17 protein-coding genes are annotated in these 17,180 nt (G+C 54.8%); 12 read left to right on the top strand and 5 right to left on the bottom strand.

Going from position 1 to position 17,180, the window contains the following annotated elements; all coding sequences use genetic code 11:
- Nucleotides 1-92: 92 nt before the first annotated feature.
- The gene (locus ABLU67_RS16435) at nucleotides 93-1,202 is read right to left on the bottom strand and encodes an adenosylhomocysteinase (protein ID WP_032720290.1); all 1,110 of its coding nucleotides are present in this window, start codon (nucleotides 1,200-1,202) and stop codon (nucleotides 93-95) included.
- A 185-nt stretch (nucleotides 1,203-1,387) separates the two neighbouring features.
- On the opposite strand from ABLU67_RS16435, the gene ABLU67_RS16430 reads away from it, so the two are divergent.
- The 6 genes from ABLU67_RS16430 to ABLU67_RS16405 all read left to right on the top strand — a co-directional run bounded on the left by ABLU67_RS16430 (nucleotide 1,388) and on the right by ABLU67_RS16405 (nucleotide 7,495).
- Nucleotides 1,388-2,119 carry an HPP family protein gene (locus ABLU67_RS16430; protein WP_014838906.1) on the top strand — a complete coding sequence of 244 codons (732 nt, stop codon included), beginning with the start codon at nucleotides 1,388-1,390 and terminating at the stop codon, nucleotides 2,117-2,119.
- 380 nt (nucleotides 2,120-2,499) lie between these two features.
- Nucleotides 2,500-3,924, top strand: a complete 1,425-nt coding sequence (locus ABLU67_RS16425; protein WP_014230010.1) for a sugar porter family MFS transporter — start codon at nucleotides 2,500-2,502, stop codon at nucleotides 3,922-3,924.
- 21 nt (nucleotides 3,925-3,945) lie between these two features.
- A complete protein-coding gene (locus tag ABLU67_RS16420) occupies nucleotides 3,946-4,956 on the top strand; it encodes a Gfo/Idh/MocA family oxidoreductase (RefSeq protein ID WP_014230009.1) in 1,011 nt (336 codons plus the stop codon).
- A gap of 23 nt (nucleotides 4,957-4,979) precedes the next feature.
- On the top strand, nucleotides 4,980-5,429 hold the full coding sequence (locus tag ABLU67_RS16415; RefSeq protein WP_014230008.1) for a PTS sugar transporter subunit IIA: 450 nt from the start codon (nucleotides 4,980-4,982) through the stop codon (nucleotides 5,427-5,429).
- Complete coding sequence (locus ABLU67_RS16410) at nucleotides 5,426-6,367, top strand: sugar phosphate isomerase/epimerase (protein ID WP_014230007.1); 942 nt, start codon at nucleotides 5,426-5,428, stop codon at nucleotides 6,365-6,367. The genes ABLU67_RS16415 and ABLU67_RS16410 overlap by 4 nt, the downstream gene beginning before the upstream one ends.
- A gap of 123 nt (nucleotides 6,368-6,490) precedes the next feature.
- The gene (locus tag ABLU67_RS16405; RefSeq protein WP_049069621.1) at nucleotides 6,491-7,495 is read left to right on the top strand and encodes a LacI family DNA-binding transcriptional regulator; all 1,005 of its coding nucleotides are present in this window, start codon (nucleotides 6,491-6,493) and stop codon (nucleotides 7,493-7,495) included.
- On the opposite strand, the gene ABLU67_RS16400 is transcribed toward ABLU67_RS16405, so the two are convergent.
- Entirely contained in the window at nucleotides 7,492-7,881 is a 390-nt protein-coding gene (locus ABLU67_RS16400) for a tautomerase family protein (RefSeq protein ID WP_025106055.1), read from the bottom strand. The two genes, ABLU67_RS16405 and ABLU67_RS16400, sit on opposite strands and share 4 nt — an antisense overlap.
- Nucleotides 7,882-7,993: 112 nt before the next feature.
- Here ABLU67_RS16400 and ABLU67_RS16395 point away from each other — a divergent pair, with 112 nt between their 5' ends.
- The gene (locus ABLU67_RS16395; protein ID WP_348852383.1) at nucleotides 7,994-8,911 is read left to right on the top strand and encodes a LysR family transcriptional regulator; all 918 of its coding nucleotides are present in this window, start codon (nucleotides 7,994-7,996) and stop codon (nucleotides 8,909-8,911) included.
- Here the strand turns inward: ABLU67_RS16395 and ABLU67_RS16390 are convergent.
- Together ABLU67_RS16390 and shiA are read right to left on the bottom strand one after the other, a co-directional pair.
- Nucleotides 8,904-9,635: a lipoate--protein ligase family protein gene (locus ABLU67_RS16390; RefSeq protein WP_181251562.1), complete on the bottom strand. Its 732-nt coding sequence runs from the start codon at nucleotides 9,633-9,635 to the stop codon at nucleotides 8,904-8,906. The two genes, ABLU67_RS16395 and ABLU67_RS16390, sit on opposite strands and share 8 nt — an antisense overlap.
- Nucleotides 9,636-9,653: 18 nt before the next feature.
- Nucleotides 9,654-10,979, bottom strand: a complete 1,326-nt coding sequence (gene shiA, locus ABLU67_RS16385; protein WP_004852360.1) for a shikimate transporter — start codon at nucleotides 10,977-10,979, stop codon at nucleotides 9,654-9,656.
- A 303-nt stretch (nucleotides 10,980-11,282) separates the two neighbouring features.
- Between shiA and ABLU67_RS16380 the strand changes: the two genes are divergently transcribed.
- The 4 genes from ABLU67_RS16380 (at nucleotide 11,283) to ABLU67_RS16365 (ending at nucleotide 14,594) form a co-directional block, all read left to right on the top strand.
- Nucleotides 11,283-11,780: a molybdopterin-dependent oxidoreductase gene (locus ABLU67_RS16380; RefSeq protein WP_032693833.1), complete on the top strand. Its 498-nt coding sequence runs from the start codon at nucleotides 11,283-11,285 to the stop codon at nucleotides 11,778-11,780.
- Nucleotides 11,781-11,790: 10 nt separating this feature from the next.
- Nucleotides 11,791-13,716, top strand: a complete 1,926-nt coding sequence (locus tag ABLU67_RS16375; RefSeq protein WP_057173926.1) for an EAL domain-containing protein — start codon at nucleotides 11,791-11,793, stop codon at nucleotides 13,714-13,716.
- Nucleotides 13,717-13,921: 205 nt separating this feature from the next.
- On the top strand, nucleotides 13,922-14,254 hold the full coding sequence (locus tag ABLU67_RS16370) for a DUF1971 domain-containing protein (RefSeq protein WP_049079460.1): 333 nt from the start codon (nucleotides 13,922-13,924) through the stop codon (nucleotides 14,252-14,254).
- Nucleotide 14,255: 1 nt separating this feature from the next.
- Nucleotides 14,256-14,594, top strand: coding sequence for a DUF1869 domain-containing protein (locus tag ABLU67_RS16365; RefSeq protein WP_049079461.1), 339 nt, complete (start codon nucleotides 14,256-14,258; stop codon nucleotides 14,592-14,594).
- Nucleotides 14,595-14,686: 92 nt separating this feature from the next.
- Here ABLU67_RS16365 and ABLU67_RS16360 read toward each other — a convergent pair whose 3' ends face one another.
- Nucleotides 14,687-15,385 (bottom strand): GntR family transcriptional regulator, encoded by a 699-nt coding sequence (locus ABLU67_RS16360; RefSeq protein WP_014229998.1) that lies wholly within the window; start codon nucleotides 15,383-15,385, stop codon nucleotides 14,687-14,689.
- 259 nt (nucleotides 15,386-15,644) lie between these two features.
- On the opposite strand from ABLU67_RS16360, the gene ABLU67_RS16355 reads away from it, so the two are divergent.
- Nucleotides 15,645-17,177 carry a PTS transporter subunit EIIC gene (locus tag ABLU67_RS16355; RefSeq protein ID WP_348852382.1) on the top strand — a complete coding sequence of 511 codons (1,533 nt, stop codon included), beginning with the start codon at nucleotides 15,645-15,647 and terminating at the stop codon, nucleotides 17,175-17,177.
- Nucleotides 17,178-17,180 lie beyond the last annotated feature (3 nt).

Below are 17,180 nucleotides of genomic sequence, written 5' to 3'. Positions count from 1 at the left end.
AGAGAACTGGCCGGTTCTTTCTGACGGAGTAATCATACAAGCCCGGACAGGCGCAGCGCGCCGCCTCCGGGAAAATTATTCAGCGCACGTGCTTACAGCGCTTTTTGCCATACGCTCTGCGGCAGGAGATAAACGTCCGCCGGCGCCGTCATGCCGTCGGTCACGATATGCTGAATGCCGCTGGCCATTACCGCCAGGGTCACGTCAAAGGCGTTCAGGCTATCGCCAAAGCCCGCGGTCAGGTTGAGCATTGAACCGTTCGCCATCAGATAAACGGTTTTATCGCCCATCCGGTAAGCGTTGATATAGGGCATGACCTCTTCATGACGGAACTGGCGCAGGTACTCACAGTCAATCTCTTCCGCCACGTGACCCACGTTGAGAATAAACACCCCGTCTTTGGACTTATCCAGCGCCTGGCGGTTAACGACTTTTTTACCGCCGGTCGCCGTGGCCACCACGTCCGCGGAGGCAATCGCCTCCTGTAATTCAACGACGTGCCAGCCATCGTAGGCCGCCTGTAGTCTCCGCGCCGGGTCGATTTCCGCTACCATCACCTGGCCGCCGAAGGCCTTCGCCGCCGCCGCTACGCCCTGGCCAACCAGACCATAGCCGATGACCAGCACTTTTTTCTCATGCAGGGTCAGGTGGGTCGTCTGGAAAAAGGTGTGCCAGGCGGTCAGGCCGACCATATGACGGTTGTGCAGGCCCTCTTTTACCGGCAAATCATCCCAGTTAAAAATCGGGTATCCGGGGCGAATATCGCCCAGGCGGCTAACGCCAGAGCCGGTCGCCTCAAGGCCCGCGACGATATTGCCAAACTCCCCGCGCTGATGCAGTAGGGTGGTAATATCCGCGCCCATTTCGCACAGATGCGTCGGCTGCCAGGCAATCGCTTTTTCCCAGGATTGCTGCCACTCGGCGTCGCTCATATCCCGCCAGGCGCAGGCTTCCGCGCCGCGCTCCACCAGCCAGGCGACCACGTCATCCTGCACCGTCGTTGGGTTACAGGTGGTAAGAAAAACCTTCGCCCCTTTCTCCAGAATTCCCTGCACCAGGGGGATCATTTTCATATCGAGGTGCATACAGCAGGCGAGACGCACCTGGCTGAGATCCGGCAGGGCGGCGACCTGACGCAGGGTGCGCGGCATATTCTGACTGGCCCATGCGATCTCTTTCTCTAATTTTATCTTGTTATTCAACGTGTTTGACCTTCAATCCATAGAATGCTGATACCCAGAGGTGAGGGGATTTTAACGTAGCGCGCGCCGTTTTTACATTCACAAAATGAATGACGAAAAGCCACGACAAAGACATGGTTGTTAAAATAAGGTTAAAAAAAGAAAATGAAACATAAGTTCTTATTATGACGTAAGCGAGCTACACGATGTTAAGCGTTTTACCCGGATCGCTCTTTTCGCGGATCCGCATTTTCCTCGGTCGCCTCAAGCCGCACGCCCTGCCGGTTGCCAGAAAACATATTGTTCTGGCCTCTCTCGGCGCCGGGACGGGACTGGCGGTGACCAGCATGTTCAGCCACTGGCTGTTAGGCGAGGTCAATATCTGGTTTATCGCGCCAATGGGCGCATCGGCAGTGCTGCTGTTTGGCGTCCCGAGCAGTCCGCTGGCCCAGCCGTGGTCGATTGTCGGCGGCAACGTGCTCTCGGCGCTGATTGGCGTGACCGTGGGAATGGCGATCCCGAACCTGGCGCTGGCCTGCGGCGTGGCGGCGGGGCTGGCGATCGCCGGTATGTATTTCCTGCGCTGCCTGCATCCGCCGGGTGGGGCGGTGGCGTTAACGGCGATCCTCGGCGGGGCGGGGGTGCAGAGTGAAGGCTACCACTTTGTTCTGACGCCGGTATTGCTCAATTCCCTGATGCTGGCGCTGCTGGCCATCGTCTTCAACAACCTGGTGGGACGACGCTACCCGCACCCGCTGGCCGCGGAAGAGGTAAAGGCCAAAGCCGTACCGCTGGGCCTGTCGGTGACCCGCGATGATATTCATGCGGCCCTGCTGGACGGCCAGTTTCTCGATATCGATGAAGACGACGTGCAGGAGCTGCTGGAAAATATTGAACAAAAAGCCAGACAGCGTATCGCCAGCGCCCGGCAATCCTGATGAGCTTTTCGGCTCTCTGGGGAACGCGGATTAACCCACGTGTTCCCCTTTTTATTGCCTTCCTCCCCGGCCATTAGCCTGAACCAGGCATTTTTCTCCCCCCGAAAGCAACAAGCTCTGCGGATCGTGACTGCGATCGACAAAATTGGCCATTCAATGAGCAAAAAGTTGACGCCCTTAACGAAATGAATATTTCAAAATAACTTTTTATGGATTTTTTAATCCGGCGGAGTATAACAAGTTGTTAAATAATGCACCCGGGTGCAAAAAGGTGCAAATGTATTCCTGATGCCAGAACCTGCCGTATCTGGTTCGGCAATGTGATCTTTTTATTCATAAAAACAAAACGATAGAACGCTCATCCCTGACAGGACAACAAAATGACCGATCATGTGATAACTGAAAGTCGTAAAACAGATAATGATAAGAAAATCAGATTAATAACCCTCGTCTCAACCATCGGTGGACTGTGCTTTGGCTACGACACCGGGGTTATTTCCGGCGCGCTGATTTTCATGAAAAACGATCTTGGCCTCACTCCTCTGCAGGAAGGGCTGGTGACATCGTTTTTATTATTCGGCGCGGCAATCGGCTCTGTCGGCGGCGGCTGGCTATCCGACCGACAGGGACGGCGGAAAAATATTCTGTGGGTGGCGGTGATTTTTATCTTTGGCGCCCTCGGTACCGCCGTCGCCTGGGATATGTCGTCGATGATAATCGCCCGCTTTATTCTTGGCCTGGCGGTTGGCTGTGCGTCAGTGACGGTGCCGATTTATATTTCCGAACTGGCGCGACCCGCGCAGCGTGAACGGCTGGTGACGGTCAACGAACTGATGATCGTCACCGGGCAGTTTCTCGCTTACTCCGTCAACGCTTCCATTGTCAATTTCTATCCCGACATGTCGCACAACTGGCGGCTGATGCTGGCCATTCCGGCGCTGCCCGGCGCGCTGCTGTGGATTGGTATGCTGGTAATGCCGGAGTCTCCGCGCTTCTTCGTGCGTAAGGGGCAAATAGACAAAGCGGTTGCGGTGCTGAAAACGATTCGTCGGCCCGAAGAGGTGGAGCAGGAGATCCGCGATATCCAGCAGGTGAGCCAGATTGGCATCAACCATGGCCGATTTGTTGACGAGCTGAAGAGAAAATGGGTACTGCAGCTGATTTTGATCGGCCTGATGATTGTGCTGGCAACGCGCGTAACCGGCGTGAATACCATTATGTACTACGCGCCGACGGTGCTGAAAGCCACCGGACTTGGCGATGCGGCGGCGGTGACCGGCGCCGTGGCTAATGGCGTCGTCTCTATTCTGGCCACGCTACTGGGGATGCTGTTAATTGGCAGGCATTCCCGACGGAAAATGTTCTTTACCGGACAGATCGGCGTCACCCTTAGCCTGGTGTTGATTGGCCTCTCGTTCAAGCTCTTCTTCCATATGGAAACCGTCGATGGCGTCAGCGGCTTGCACGCCAACTTTACCGGTGCCAGCTACATCATTCTCGCCCTGATGCTGGTGTTCCTGACCTTTATGCAGGGTTGGATCGCACCGGTGTTCTGGCTGATGCTCGCGGAAATCTACCCGCTGCGGATGCGCGGTCTGGGAATGGGTTTTGCGGTATTCGGTTTATGGATATTTGACTTCATCATTCAGTCTATTTTCCCGATTTTACTCAACAGCTACGGCGGCGGAATGACCTTCGGCTTCTTCGCGGCTACCAACGTCATAATGCTGATTCTGCTGGTGAAGTTCCTGCCGGAAACCCGCGGGTTAACCCTCGAACAAATTGAACAAAAATTCAGATTCTGATTTAGCAACGTGGAGGAATATATGACAGTTAATATCGGTTTAATTGGTTTGGGTATGATTGGGCGCGACCATCTCCAGCGTTTCCAGACGGTTATCCAGAACGCCAGGGTCAGCGCCGTCTGCGATATCAATCGTAATGTGACCGACGCTATTGCCCGCGAATATGGCGCTCAGCCCTATTACGATGCAGTCGAGATGATTCAATCAGACGACGTGGATGCGATCTTTATTTGCTCTATTGGCCCGGTACATAAAGAACAAATTCTGGCGGCCATTAAAGCAGGTAAACCGGTGTTTTGCGAAAAGCCGCTAACCCCGACCGCGAATGAAGCCAAAGCGATTATTGATGCTGAAGTAGCCTACGGCAAACGTATGCTGCAGCTGGGCTTTATGCGCCGTTTCGACCCGGGGTACAACCAGCTAAAAGCCACTCTGGATAGCGGTGAACTGGGGGAAATATTGCTCATCCACTGCGCCCATCGCAACGCCTCCGTGCCGGAGAGCTACACCCTGGAGATGGCGATTAACGATTCGGCGACCCATGAAATCGATATTATCCGCTATCTGCTTAACGAAAATATCGTTTCGGTGCGCGTCGATAAACCGCAGAAGAAAACGCGCAGAGCCTGCGCGCATCTGCAGGATCCGTTGATTGTGATTTTTGAAACTGAATCCGGCGTACGTATTGATGATGAGCTGTTTGTTAACTGCGATTACGGCTACGACATTCGCTGTGAAGTGATTGGCGAAAATGCCATCAGCGCGTTGACCGAACAGGCACTTACCACCGTCCGTTCGGCGCAGGGTTATAGCCGCGCTATCCCCAAAACCTGCATGGAACGTTTCGCCACCGCCTACGATCGCGAGGTGCAGAATTTCGTTGACCGGGTAAACCTGGGGGCGGAGATGAGCGGGCCATCATCGTGGGACGGATTTGTCGTGGCGATGGTATGTGATGCCGGCCTGGCGTCGCTGAAGGATGGCGAAAAGCACGCCGTCTCTCTGCCGGAGTGTCCGGCGCTCTACCGCTGACCCATTAACGAAGGGAGAGGCGCATGTTAACTCTGAAACCAGAAGATATTTTTATTGGCTGTCGGGCGAATTCAAAGAAAAAGGCGCTGCGTATTGCCGCGGATTCCCTGCAGGCCAGCGGCTACGTCAGCGAGGGTTTTTTTGAATCAATGGTGGAGCGCGAAAAGGCGCTCTCTACCTGGCTCGGGGCGGGGGTCGCCATGCCCCACTGCAGCAAGGAGGGTATTGATCTGGTGCGGCAAACCGGTTTCCAGCTGCTTCAGTTTCCGGATGGCGTGGGCTGGGGGGAGGGTAAAGTGGCCTTCCTTGTGGTCGCCGTGGCGGCAAAAAACAATGAACACATTGATGTTATAGCGGATCTGGCAGACCTGCTTGATGACGAAGTGAAAACCACGCTGCTGGCCAGCGCCGACAGCAAAGACGCGTTTATGCAGATCCTCGAAGGACACTCATTTAAGAAGGATAGAATATGAAACTGGCACTCTGTACCGATGTTCTCGCCGGCCTGGCGTTCCCGGAAATGCTCGATCGCGTCAAGCAGTACGGCATTGAGGGCGTGGAGATGACCGCAGGCGGCTGGTCGCCTTGTCCGCATGTTAAAACTGAAGAACTGCTGGCTTCTCCGGCAGCGCTGGCGGCGTTTCGCGGCGAGCTGGAAAAGCGCGGAATGGAGATCGTCGCGCTGAACTGTTCGGGTAACCCGCTGGCCCCCGGCGCCCTTGGCGAGAAGCACACCGCCAGCAGCTACCGTACCGTCGAGCTGGCGGCGAAGCTGGGAGTGAAAAAGATAGTCATGATGAGCGGCCTGCCGGGCGGCGGGCCGGACGATAAAATCCCTAACTGGATCACCTCGACGGTTTCCTGGCCGGACTATATGCCAGGCGTGATCGATTACCAGTGGAACGAGGTTGCTATTCCCTGGTGGCAGGCTTTTACCCGCCATGCGGCTGAATACGGCATCGAACAGATTGCCCTCGAGGAATTCCCCAGCCAGTTGGTTTACAACCCGAGCACGCTGCTGCGCCTGCGTGAGGCGGTTGGCGACATCATCGGCATGAATCTCGATCCGTCGCATCTGATCGCCATGGGGGCAGACCCGATTGCCGCAGCCCGTAAGCTTGAAGGGGTGATTTATCACGTTCACGGCAAAGACGCGCGTATTGAACGCGGGCTGGCGGATGTCGACGGCTTACTGGAATACCAGCCGGTTACGCAGACCAAAACCCGCACCTGGAACTACGTGGCGGTTGGCTGTGGACAGGATTTGAAGTGGTGGAAAGAGTTCTTCTCGGTGCTGCGCATGACCGGATATAACGGTTATGTGTCGCTGGAGATGGAGGACCTGACGATGAGCGTTGAAGCAGGGCTACGGACGTCTATTGATGCCCTCAACGCCACATTAAGTCAGTGATAACGGGCCGCGTTTTCCCTCCGGGGGGCGGGAGAACGCGGCGCGTTTTTTGTTGAGCGGATTTTATCTTGCTGTATTTTACGTTCTATTGGATGTTTTTTATCAGGAACGTTAAAACCGAGTATGAGCGCCCCTAAACGACAAAAAGCGACCGCCAGCGACGTTGCGTTACTGGCTGGCGTCTCCAAATGGACGGTTTCCCGGGCATTTACCCCCGGGGCTTCTATCCAGCCCAAAACCCGGGAAGAGGTGATGAAAGCCGCTAATATTCTGGGATATCGACCAAATTTACTGGCGCGTAGCCTGACGCAAAAGAAAACGCATATTATCGGCGTGGCGGTAGACGAGCTGCGCAATCCCAATATGGTGCTACTGCTTAACGAAGTGACCCGCCAGCTGCAGAATCGCGGCTACATGGCGCTGGTGATTAACGTTACCGACGAAGAAAACACCCGCACGGCGATGGCGCTGGCTTACCAGCTCCAGGTTGATGGTATCTTGTTTATGGCCACGGTCCTGACGCCGGAACTCATCGCGATTGCCACTGAAATTCATCGCGTTCCGCTGGTGCAGATTGGCCGTAATACCGATCATCCGGAAATCCAGGTGGTCAATATTGACGGCTGGATTGCCGGAAAACAGCTTGCCGAACTGCTGCTGGCGCAGGGGCATCGCACTTTTGGCTATATGAAAGGGCCGGATACCGCCTCGCACCATTTAATGAGGATGGAAGGATACGAAGCGGCGCTGGAGCAGGCAGGTTGCCGGCTTGATACTCTGCTGGTTGCCGGACAGTATTTACGTACCCGGGGATATGCGGCGATGAGCGACTATCTGGACGCGACGTCCGCAGGCGAAAGAGTGGATGCCCTGTTCTGTGAAAACGATATTCTGGCGATAGGCGCGCTTCAGGCGCTGCGCGAGCGCGATTTAACGATGGGTATTGTCGGTTTCGATAATATCGATGAGGCGGCGGCGCCGGAATGGCAGCTTACTACCTACGATCAGCGGCGCGAGCGGCTGGTGGAAGAGGCGTTGAATCGGCTCATCGATGTAACTGAAGGGCCGTCGGCGACCTGGCGCACCGGGGAACCCATCGTGCGCCAGTCCCATCGCCGCCAGGGCTAAAGTTCGCCGGTGATGTACTGCGCCACGCCGCAGCCAAAACTCCAGTCCCCTTTATGGTTGCTGATTACCGAGATCATCAGGTCATCGCCGCTCAGCCCGCAGTGCTCCCGGAGCTCAGCCTGCAGGGTGGCATAAAAAAGCTGCTTCTGTTCTTCGCTGCGCGGGCTGGTATATACCCTCACCACCACCACCTCCCGGCTTCGCGTCAGCCCCAGCCCGGTATCTTCAATAATCATATGATGAGCTTTGTTTTCGTGAACAATCTGGTAGCGATCGCGCTCTGGCACCTTGAACGCCTGCACCACGGCGCGATGTGCCGCATCCAGCAGGGTTTTGATCTCGCTTTCGCTGCGTCCTTCAATGATATCAAACGTCAGTAATGGCATAGCAGATGGTCCTTATTGTCGGATTACCTCAGTGATAGAGATGCTAACCCGTGCTGAAGCCGGCAAAAACCGTTATATTTGAACTCATTGTTTTTATCTGTGAACAATTGCTATGCGCGAGATCCGCCCGGAAATTTACTGGACCCACCTGTACTGGCTTACGGTGCTGGAGGAGCAAAAAAGCTATACCCGCGCCGCGGAAAAGCTGGCGGTCAGCAAATCCGCCATCAGCCAGAAAATCAGCGAGCTGGAGCGGGTTACCGGTAAAACGCTGGTGCACCGAACCACCCGCAGCGTGACCTTAAGCGAAGATGGTCTGCGGCTGGTGGCGGAGCTGAACGAGCCGTTTGGGCAGATTCGCGAGATCTTTACCGGCACCTGCGACGAGGAAGGCGGCCCCCTGCGCGGTACGCTGCGCCTGACCGCACCGGTCGCATTTTCACGTCAGCAGCTGGTCCCGGCCATCACCCCTTTTCTGTACCAGCATCCGCAGCTTCATCTCCAGCTGGAGGTGACCGACCGACTGGTGTCGCTCGCCAGCGAGGGGTTCGACCTTGCTATTCGCCACTGTCGCCGCGAGCTGCTGCCGGAGACCCACGTGGCCTGGCCGCTGTGCCGTACGGCTACCCTGGTGGTCGCCTCGGCGGACTATATTCGCCGCTTTGGCCGCCCCGATTCGCCTGACGCGTTGCGTCAGCATCAATGCCTCACCTACCCGCGCGGGCCGCAAAGCCCGCACTGGACCTTTGAGCGCGACGACGAGCGGGTGAGCGTGAAGGTGCAGGGGCCGTTTGCCACCAATAACAGCGAATCCCTGCGCGACGCGGTGCTGGCGGGGCTGGGCGTTGCCTTACTGCCGGATTTTAGCGCCAGGGAGGCGATTGGCCGCGGGCTGGTTCAGGAGCTGCTGCCGGGATGGCGGCCGGTGGATGCGTTTGCGGAAAGTCTGTACGTCATTCGCCCCTACACGCCGCGCGTATCGCGGGCGGTAGAGACGTTTAGCCGCTATCTGAAGGCGACCTTCAGCTGATATTTTCCAGCTGCTGCGTCAGCGCCTCGCGAAAGCGGGGCAGCAAATCGGCACCTTCTGAAACCAGCTCCGCCAGGGTCACGGTTTTATCGGCGCGGTATTCCCGCCCGCTGCCAAGCCGGGCTTCGAAATCATTGGCCGCCCGGTGAGCCGCCGCCAGGTCGGCATCCAGCAATACCACCGCGTGCGCGAGAACCACATGGCCTCGACCTTCCGCCATCGGTCGCCAGTACTGGGCCGTGCCGGCTATTTTTCGCACCTCCTCGCCCTCGCCGCAGGCCAGATTATAGCGACCATCGCAAAATGAACCGCTAACCGCCCGGCAGTGGCTGGCCACGCCAAAGGTCGCCAGCGTGCGCTGCAACAGGCCGCAGAGGAAAAGATAAATCGGCTCCGCGGCTTCGCCCAGCGAGTGATAGACCGGCCAGGCCAGGCTGAGATTGACAATTCCCGGCCCCTGTGGCACCAGCCCGCCGCCGGAGCGGCGCTGCCAGACCGGCCATCCCTGGCCGGCGAACTGCTCGCTCACCGCCGGGAGTTCGGCAAATTTCCGGTAGCTTCCCGGCACCACAAACCCCTGCGGGGCCTGCCAGAGCTGAGCCACCGCCTCACCGTCGCCCGCCCGGGCAAACAGCGGCTGCTCGGCAAGGGTGGGATCGGCAAAGTAACCAACCGGTAGCTGCTGGTGGCTAAAGCGCAGCGGCCAGCAGGGTTCCTGAATCATGATTTCTCCTTATCGACGCTATTCGCCATGGCGGCTGGGTTTCATCAGCATCGCCGTAAGGGCGGAGAGCAGGCAGCCTGCGGTCAAGTAGATAGCGACACTATGCCAGGCGCCGCCGGATAAGGTGACCAGGGCGGCGGCGATAAACGGCGTGAAACCGCCGCCGACAACGCTGGCAACCTGATACCCCACGCCGGCCCCGCTGTAGCGATAGCTGGCGCCAAACATTTCGGTAAACATCGGCTGCTGAACGCAAACCACCATATCGTGCGCAATATTTGCCAGCATAAGCGCGAAAAACAGGATCCAGAAGTATGACTGGCTTTCGAGCGCCATAAAGAACGGGAAGCCGCTGAGGGTGCCGATCAGCGCCCCGGTGATATAGACGCGGCGACGGCCAAAGCGGTCCGCCAGCCAGGCGAAGCAGGGGATCGTCAGGCAGCTGATGGCGCCGACAAGCAGGCCAATATTCAGAAACAGCTCGCGCGGCAGGCCGAGATTCTGCGTGGAATAGTTAAGCGCGAAGGCGGTAACGATATACATCGTCAGCAGCTCGCACAGGCGCAGGCCGATAATCATTAAGAACGCGCCCGGATGGCGGAACAGCGCTTCCACGACCGGCAGACGCTTTTTCTTCGGCTGCAGCTGCTGTTCGCGCTGCTGCTGTTCAAATTCGGCGGATTCCGCCATGCCGTTGCGGATCCAGAGCGCCGCCAGCACCAGCACGACGCTAAACAGGAACGGCAGACGCCAGCCCCAGCTGAGGAACTGTTCATCGGTGGTGCAGGAGCTTATCAGCGACACCAGCCCTGTAGAGAGCAGCAATCCGACGCCGTAGCCCACCTGCACGCCGCTGCTGTAGAACGCCTTCTTATTTTTCGGCGCGCTCTCTACCGCCAGCAGCGCCGCGCCGCCCCATTCGCCGCCCACCGCAAAGCCCTGGACGGCGCGCAGCAGGACCAGCAGAACCGGCGCCCACCAGCCAATCTGGTTGAAGGAGGGCAGCAGACCGATACAGGCGGTGGCGATCCCCATCATCCATACCGTCAGCATCAGCATGCGTTTGCGCCCGAGGCGATCGCCGAAATGGCCGAAGATAATGCCGCCCAACGGGCGGAAGAGGAAGCCGACGCCGAAGGTGGCAAAGGCGGCGAGGGTACCCATCGCCGGGCTGATTTGCGGGAAAAATTCCCGGTTAAATACCAGCGCGGCGGTGATGCCATAGAGAAGAAAGTCGTACCAGTCGACCACGGCCCCGGCGAAGCTGCCCCAGGCCGCTCTGCGGGCGCGGTTGAGTGAACATGCCTCCTTGCCGGGGCGCTGAGAAATTAACGTTGAGTCCATACCTGTCCTGTCTGTTGCTGAGTTTTTAATTATTGGAATGAGACGCTTTCCGAATTCGCGCCTGTCCTGAGACTACCGCGCAGAAGGGCATGTGAAAAGATTTTTACCTGCTCTGGGCGTTTAAAGGCATAAAGCGTTTGCTTCGCCGGGGGATGAACGCCCTTGTAGCCCGTTCAGAATGCGAGCTTAGGACTTCGCTTATTGTTTTTAATTTTAATTTTTGAACCCAACGGGGACACCTTTTAAGAAATGACTTAAATGGTTTACAATTAACAAGTCTCCAATTTCGGAAGGGTGAGTTAAATGCGTTTAATTTTTGCAGCTTTATTTTGTGTCATGGTTTCGCCTTCCGCTTTTGCAGAAAAACTGCCAGCGCCTGTCGGCAAACCCGTTTTAACTATTTCCGGCCTGATTGCTAATACGAATGAGGGCGATACCGCCGTTTTTGATGTCGCCGCATTAGAAAAGCTGGGGATGGAAACGCTGGTGACGACCACGCCATGGTATTCGGGCAAGGTCCGCTTTGACGGCATTTCCCTCAGTAAACTCATGGATTTAGTCGGCGCCAAAGGCAAGTCAGCCCGGGTGCTGGCGCTCAACGATTACACCACCATTGTCCCCCTGGACGACTTTCATAAATTTCCGGTAATTTTGGCTTTAAAAATGAACGGCGAATATATGCGCATTCGTGATAAAGGGCCCTTATTTATTGTTTATCCTTACGACAGTAGCCCGGAATTGCAGAATCAGATTTATTATTCCCGTTCGGCATGGCAGGTTTCGAAGATTATAATTGAGTAAGGGTTTGATCTTGAATCGAATACTCACTGCCATTATTTTGTCGCTCTTCATTGTGACCGGTTACATTACTTATCTGGTGCATGAGCGGCAAAGTGAGCTGCAAAAATTAACCCGTTATACTGATTCGTGGTCCGTTTCCCAGATAGTCTCCGAGTACATGCGCCTCGAGGCGCGACTCAGCGCGATGGGGCTGGGAGTGAAGGGAAGCGACCACGATGAGGTGCGCCTGCGTCTGGAAATTATGATGAGCCAGATTGCGCTGCTGCAGCAGGGTGATTTGGGAAAGTTTATCGGCAAAGATCCTCACCGTAAGGCGATAGTTAACAGCCTGATTGATCTTCTGGACCGGCTGGATAAGCAGCTGGACACCATGACGACAGCGCAGCTGAAGCTGATGCTGCAGGAGATGAGTACCCTGGACGGGCCGTTGACCTCACTCGCGTCCACCTCGCTCGCCCAGGATTTTAATCTGGTTAATCTGACCCACGATAAAATACAAAATCTCTATTACATCTATTCGGCGATTTCCATTCTGCTGATTGTTCTCTGTATCACGCTCGGGCTGTTGATGCTGAAGCAGAATAACACCCTGCGTCGCGCCCACGTGCGGATGAAATTACTGGCGACCGACCTGCAGGCCTCAAAAGAAAAGCTTCAGGTGCAGAACCGCCGTCTGCAGTACGATGCCTATCATGATTCGCTGACCGGGATGCCCAACCGTCTCTCTTTCTGGCAACGTCTGCAGGAGGTCGTCAATCAGGTGCGGCCCTATAACGGCTCGGCGGTCGTAATGCTGTTTGACCTGGATAATTTCAAGGACGTCAACGATACCCAGGGTCATGATGCCGGGGATAAGCTGCTGCAGGATTTGGCCAGCCGTCTCTCCTTTTTTCGCAAAACGTCAGAAACGCTCTACCGGCTGGGAGGGGACGAGTTTGCCCTGGTTTCCCATGATTTAACCGAAGAGATGGCGCTGGAGCGGGCGAAGGTGATCCGGGAAAAGATCAGCCAGCCGTATCAGATTTACGACTCGCTGATCCAGATTGGCGCCTGTATCGGGATTGTGATCTCTGACGGGGAAAGCCGTACCGACTATTTATACAAATGCGCCGACCTGGCGCTGTATGAAGCGAAAAAAGAGGGTTCCGGCAACGTTCAGGTATTCCGTCCCGGACTGCTTCAGCGCCAGCAGGAGAATAAATCCTTTGAAGATGACCTGATGCAGGCGCTGAACAAAGGTGAGTTCAGGGTTTACTACCAGCCGATAGCCGACACCATGAACGGTGAAATCTACGGCTACGAAGCGCTGGTGCGCTGGTTTCATCCGCTGCGCGGCAGCGTCCCGCCGACCGAATTTATTCCGGTAGCGGAAAAGATTGGCCTGATTAATCAGCTGGGCGAGTGGGTGCTGCGAACCGCCTGCGAAGCGGCCGCCAGCTGGTCGTCGCCGCTCAAAGTGTCGGTTAACGTGTCGCCGGTTCAGTTAATGAACAGTTCACTGACCGATACCGTGGTAACCATCTTAAGAACAACCGGGCTGGATCCGTATCGGCTGGATTTGGAAATTACCGAGTCTGACGTCTTTAACGAAAATACCCGTTCTCTCGAGATCCTGAGCCAGCTGCGCGAGCTCGGGGTGCAGATCTCCATTGATGATTTTGGCACCGGCTATTCTTCGCTATCGCGGCTAAGCTATTTCCCGTTCGATAAGATAAAAATCGACCGCTCTTTTGTGATTAACATTCCCGATCAGAAAGATGACCTCGATATCGTGCGGCTGATTATCAGCATGGGTAAAAGCCTGCATATGCGCATCGTGGCCGAAGGTGTCGAAACAGAAGAGCAGCTGCAGTCCTTACGCAAATTAGGCTGTGACCTGGTCCAGGGGTATTTAATCGGTAAACCGGGACCGCTCAGTTCACCTGAAAATAAGTAATTTGCCTTTTAATATGGGCGGTTCTAGTTTATCTAAAATCGCCCATATTTATTTTTGAATAGATCTAATCCCTAATGAGTACAATAAGGGTTAGGAAAACGCATTGGTAAAAAATAATACCCGCAATGATTAAAAAGGGTATATCATATGCAACATATTTTCCCATTTTCGACCGTATATGTGGTGCGTTAAGAGAGGTGAAATCATGCAGCGAATCATTATTCCTACCCACTATGTGCATACCCGGAGCACGCCGCTGTGGACGAAGCGGACGGCGCCGGCCTCAATCTGGAAGCGGCATCTGGATGCCGGTACCCGGCAGGGCGTCTATCCGCGCCTGTCGGTGATGCGAGGGGCGATACGCTATCTCGGATATGCCGATGAAACCAGCGCGGAACCGGTGGAAACCCTGACCATTGCCGAAGGTGAATTTGGCGTTTTTCCGCCCGAAAAGTGGCACCGCATCGAGGCGTTAACCGAGGATACCGTATTTAACGTGGACTTTTACGTTGATCCTAAAATTCTTATCGAGGGATAATATGAACAGTGAAAATAAAGGCTATGCGTTAGCGCTGATCAACGGGAATAATAAAGATAAAAAAGAAAAAGTGTATCTTAAACCGATGGCCCTTTATGTCCCTGATATTGCCACCCAGGCCGTGGCTGAGCTTATTTCCACGCTGTCGGTGGAAAACGCCGGAGGAAAGGGATTTATATTGACGGTGACCAACAATAATAACGGCGTCTCGGTCGATAGCGAGTTTGCTTCTCTGGCTGAGCTGCAGGATCCGCAGACGGCGGCCGATGCGGTAAAAGATCTGATTAATATTGTCCGCGGCTACGAGTCCGACGAAGAGACTAACGTCTGCGGCTGGTAGTCGTTTGCCGACGCAGAATCGTCAGCTGTCGTCTATCGTCAGCTGACGCTGGACGGCTCTCGGTGGCCTGCGTCAGCCGTATCCCGCGGTATTTAGCGGCGCGTAATATGTTTAACATTGTATTTGTTGGTATTCTGGTAAATATCGGATAAATCAACAATGGTATTGTTATGGGCATAGCTGATCGACTGCACCCGTAGCAGCAGGCTGTTTTGTGGAACCTGTAAGAGCTCTGCTTGCTCCCGGGTGGCCAGAACCGGGGTATAGCTGCGGTGGCTCTCCAGGATGGTGATATTGCACTCTTTCTTGAAATAGTTAAATTTCGATCTTTCCAGATTTCCAACGCTTAGCCAGGGAAAAATCGCCACCGGTATATAGCTGTTCTCAATCAGAATAGGTACGTCGTCAATCATCCGAATGCGTCTGACGTAATAGACCTTCTCTCCCGGCTCAATTTTCAACTGTTGTGCGATAGCCAAAGGCGCATCAAGCATCGTGAACTCAATGACCTTATTGCGATAGTTGGTGACGCCGCCGATGTGCATCTGGTAGTTGAAGCCGTCAAGTTCCCCGCCGCGATAATTGCTCTTACGCGCCACGTATGAACCGCTGCCGTGGCGTTTGACGATCAGCTTCTCACTTTCCAGCAGCGTGAGCGCCTTGCGCAGGGTCATGACGGAGACCTGTAGCTCCCCGGCCAGCGCTTTTTCACTCGGTAGCGCATCTCCCACCTCGAATTCATCGCTATTGATGCGATTTTTTAGCCTGTCTGCGATTGTTTTATATATCACTTATAGATTTCTCGTGGTGTGTTCTGTCAGCGGATTATAATTTTATCTTTTTAATAATTAACGTATTTTTATCATTGCGGGGCGTTGTTTTGTCTCTGTCATCTATTTATCTGCTTTTACTTATATATCTGTTGCCGCAAGAGAGATATGACTTTCATCACAGATGACGATTTCACCGCTCTGAATTATGTCTGCCGGCGCATAGGCTGAAACGCATGTATCGGGCGCTGACGGCCGATGTGCGGGACAGGGGGTGAGGATGATCGGGGTAAAAAAATTACAGGATTTTTCGAAGGCCATGATTGGGCCGGTTTTGTATCTGCCGGTTATTGGTCTGCTGATTGCGTTGTTTAGTATGACAACCAATAAAATCTGGGTCGCGGAAGAGAGCTCGCTTTATCTGCTGGGGAAATACGTTTCCAGCATGCTCTGGGCCATCATGAACAATCTTGGCTTCTTCTTTTGCCTCGGGCTGGCCGGCGGGCTGGCAAAAACCCGAAAAGCGGAAGCGGCTTTTGTTGCCGCAATGACCTGGTTTATGTACCTGGCGGCGAATAACAGTTGGCTAACCCTGACGCAGCGCCTGGCCGCCGGTAGCAGCAACGCGCAGCTCTACGGCAGCGGGCAAACCTTTATTTTTGGCTTCCAGGTCATTGATATGGGCGTGTTTCTTGGCATTATCCTTGGCTACGCGGTCGCCTTTATTCACAACCGGTTTGTCGACATTGAGTTTCGCGGCGCCTTCTCTATCTACGGCAACAGCAAGCTGGTTCTGATCGTAATGATCCCGCTGGTCGGCGTGTTTGCCATCGCCACGGTGTACGTCTGGCCGATTGTTGAACACGGCATATCGGCGCTGACCGGGGTGATGAAAACCTTCGGCGCCGTCGGCGTTTTTCTGTACGGTTTTCTCAATCGTTTTCTTATCCCGACCGGGCTACACCACCTGATTTGGTCGCCCTTTGTCTTTACCTCCATTGGCGGACAGCTGTTGATTGATGGCCAGACGGTGGTGGGGGCAAAACCGATTTTCCTCGCTGAAATTGCCCATAGCGCCGGGCCGTTAAGCGACTCGGCGCGATTTCTCACCTACGGCATGGTGAAAATTTTCGGTACCGCCGGAATGGCCCTGGCCTTTTATACAACCGCCAGGCCGGAAAATAAGCAAAAGTTGAAAATCACGCTGATTCCTTTGATTGTGACTTCATTCCTGGTGGGGATCACCGAACCTTTTGAGTTCTTATTTATCTTTACCGCACCGTTGCTATGGCTGGTTTATTCATTACTGGACGGTTTTTTCCAGATGCTGGCGTGGCTGCTGGATGTGCGGGTCTGCGCCACCAACGGCATTATCGATTTTATTGTTTACAACATTCCGGCGGGAGCGCACCTCACGCGCTGGCCTGTGTTTGTCGCGCTGGGTTTAATGGAAACCGCGACGATGTTTTATATCGGTAAGTTTCTGATTCTGCGTTTCAAAATGCGTACGCCGGGCCAGGAGCAGCAGGGGGAGGGGGCTAACCAACCGGCAAGCGTAAGCGCGCCTGACAGGGCTTCCGGCGAGCAGGTCATTCTGGGCCTTGGCGGCAAAGAAAATGTCTGTTCGGTCGAGAACTGTTTTACGCGGCTTCGGGTTGACGTGCGGGACCCCGCATTAATTCAGGAACACATTCTGAAGACCAGCGGCGGTACCAGCGTCATTATCAAAGGCAATCACGTTCAGGTTATTTATGGTTTAGGGGTTAATAAAATCCGTAATGCCGTGAATCGCTATTTAGATGTACATGAATAATGA

The organism is Klebsiella sp. GN_Kp190 (assembly GCF_040061795.1).
Classification (GTDB): Bacteria; Pseudomonadota; Gammaproteobacteria; order Enterobacterales; family Enterobacteriaceae; genus Klebsiella; species Klebsiella michiganensis.
The sequence above is the reverse complement of the archived record's forward strand: the minus strand, read 5'-3'. Positions and strand labels throughout refer to the sequence as shown.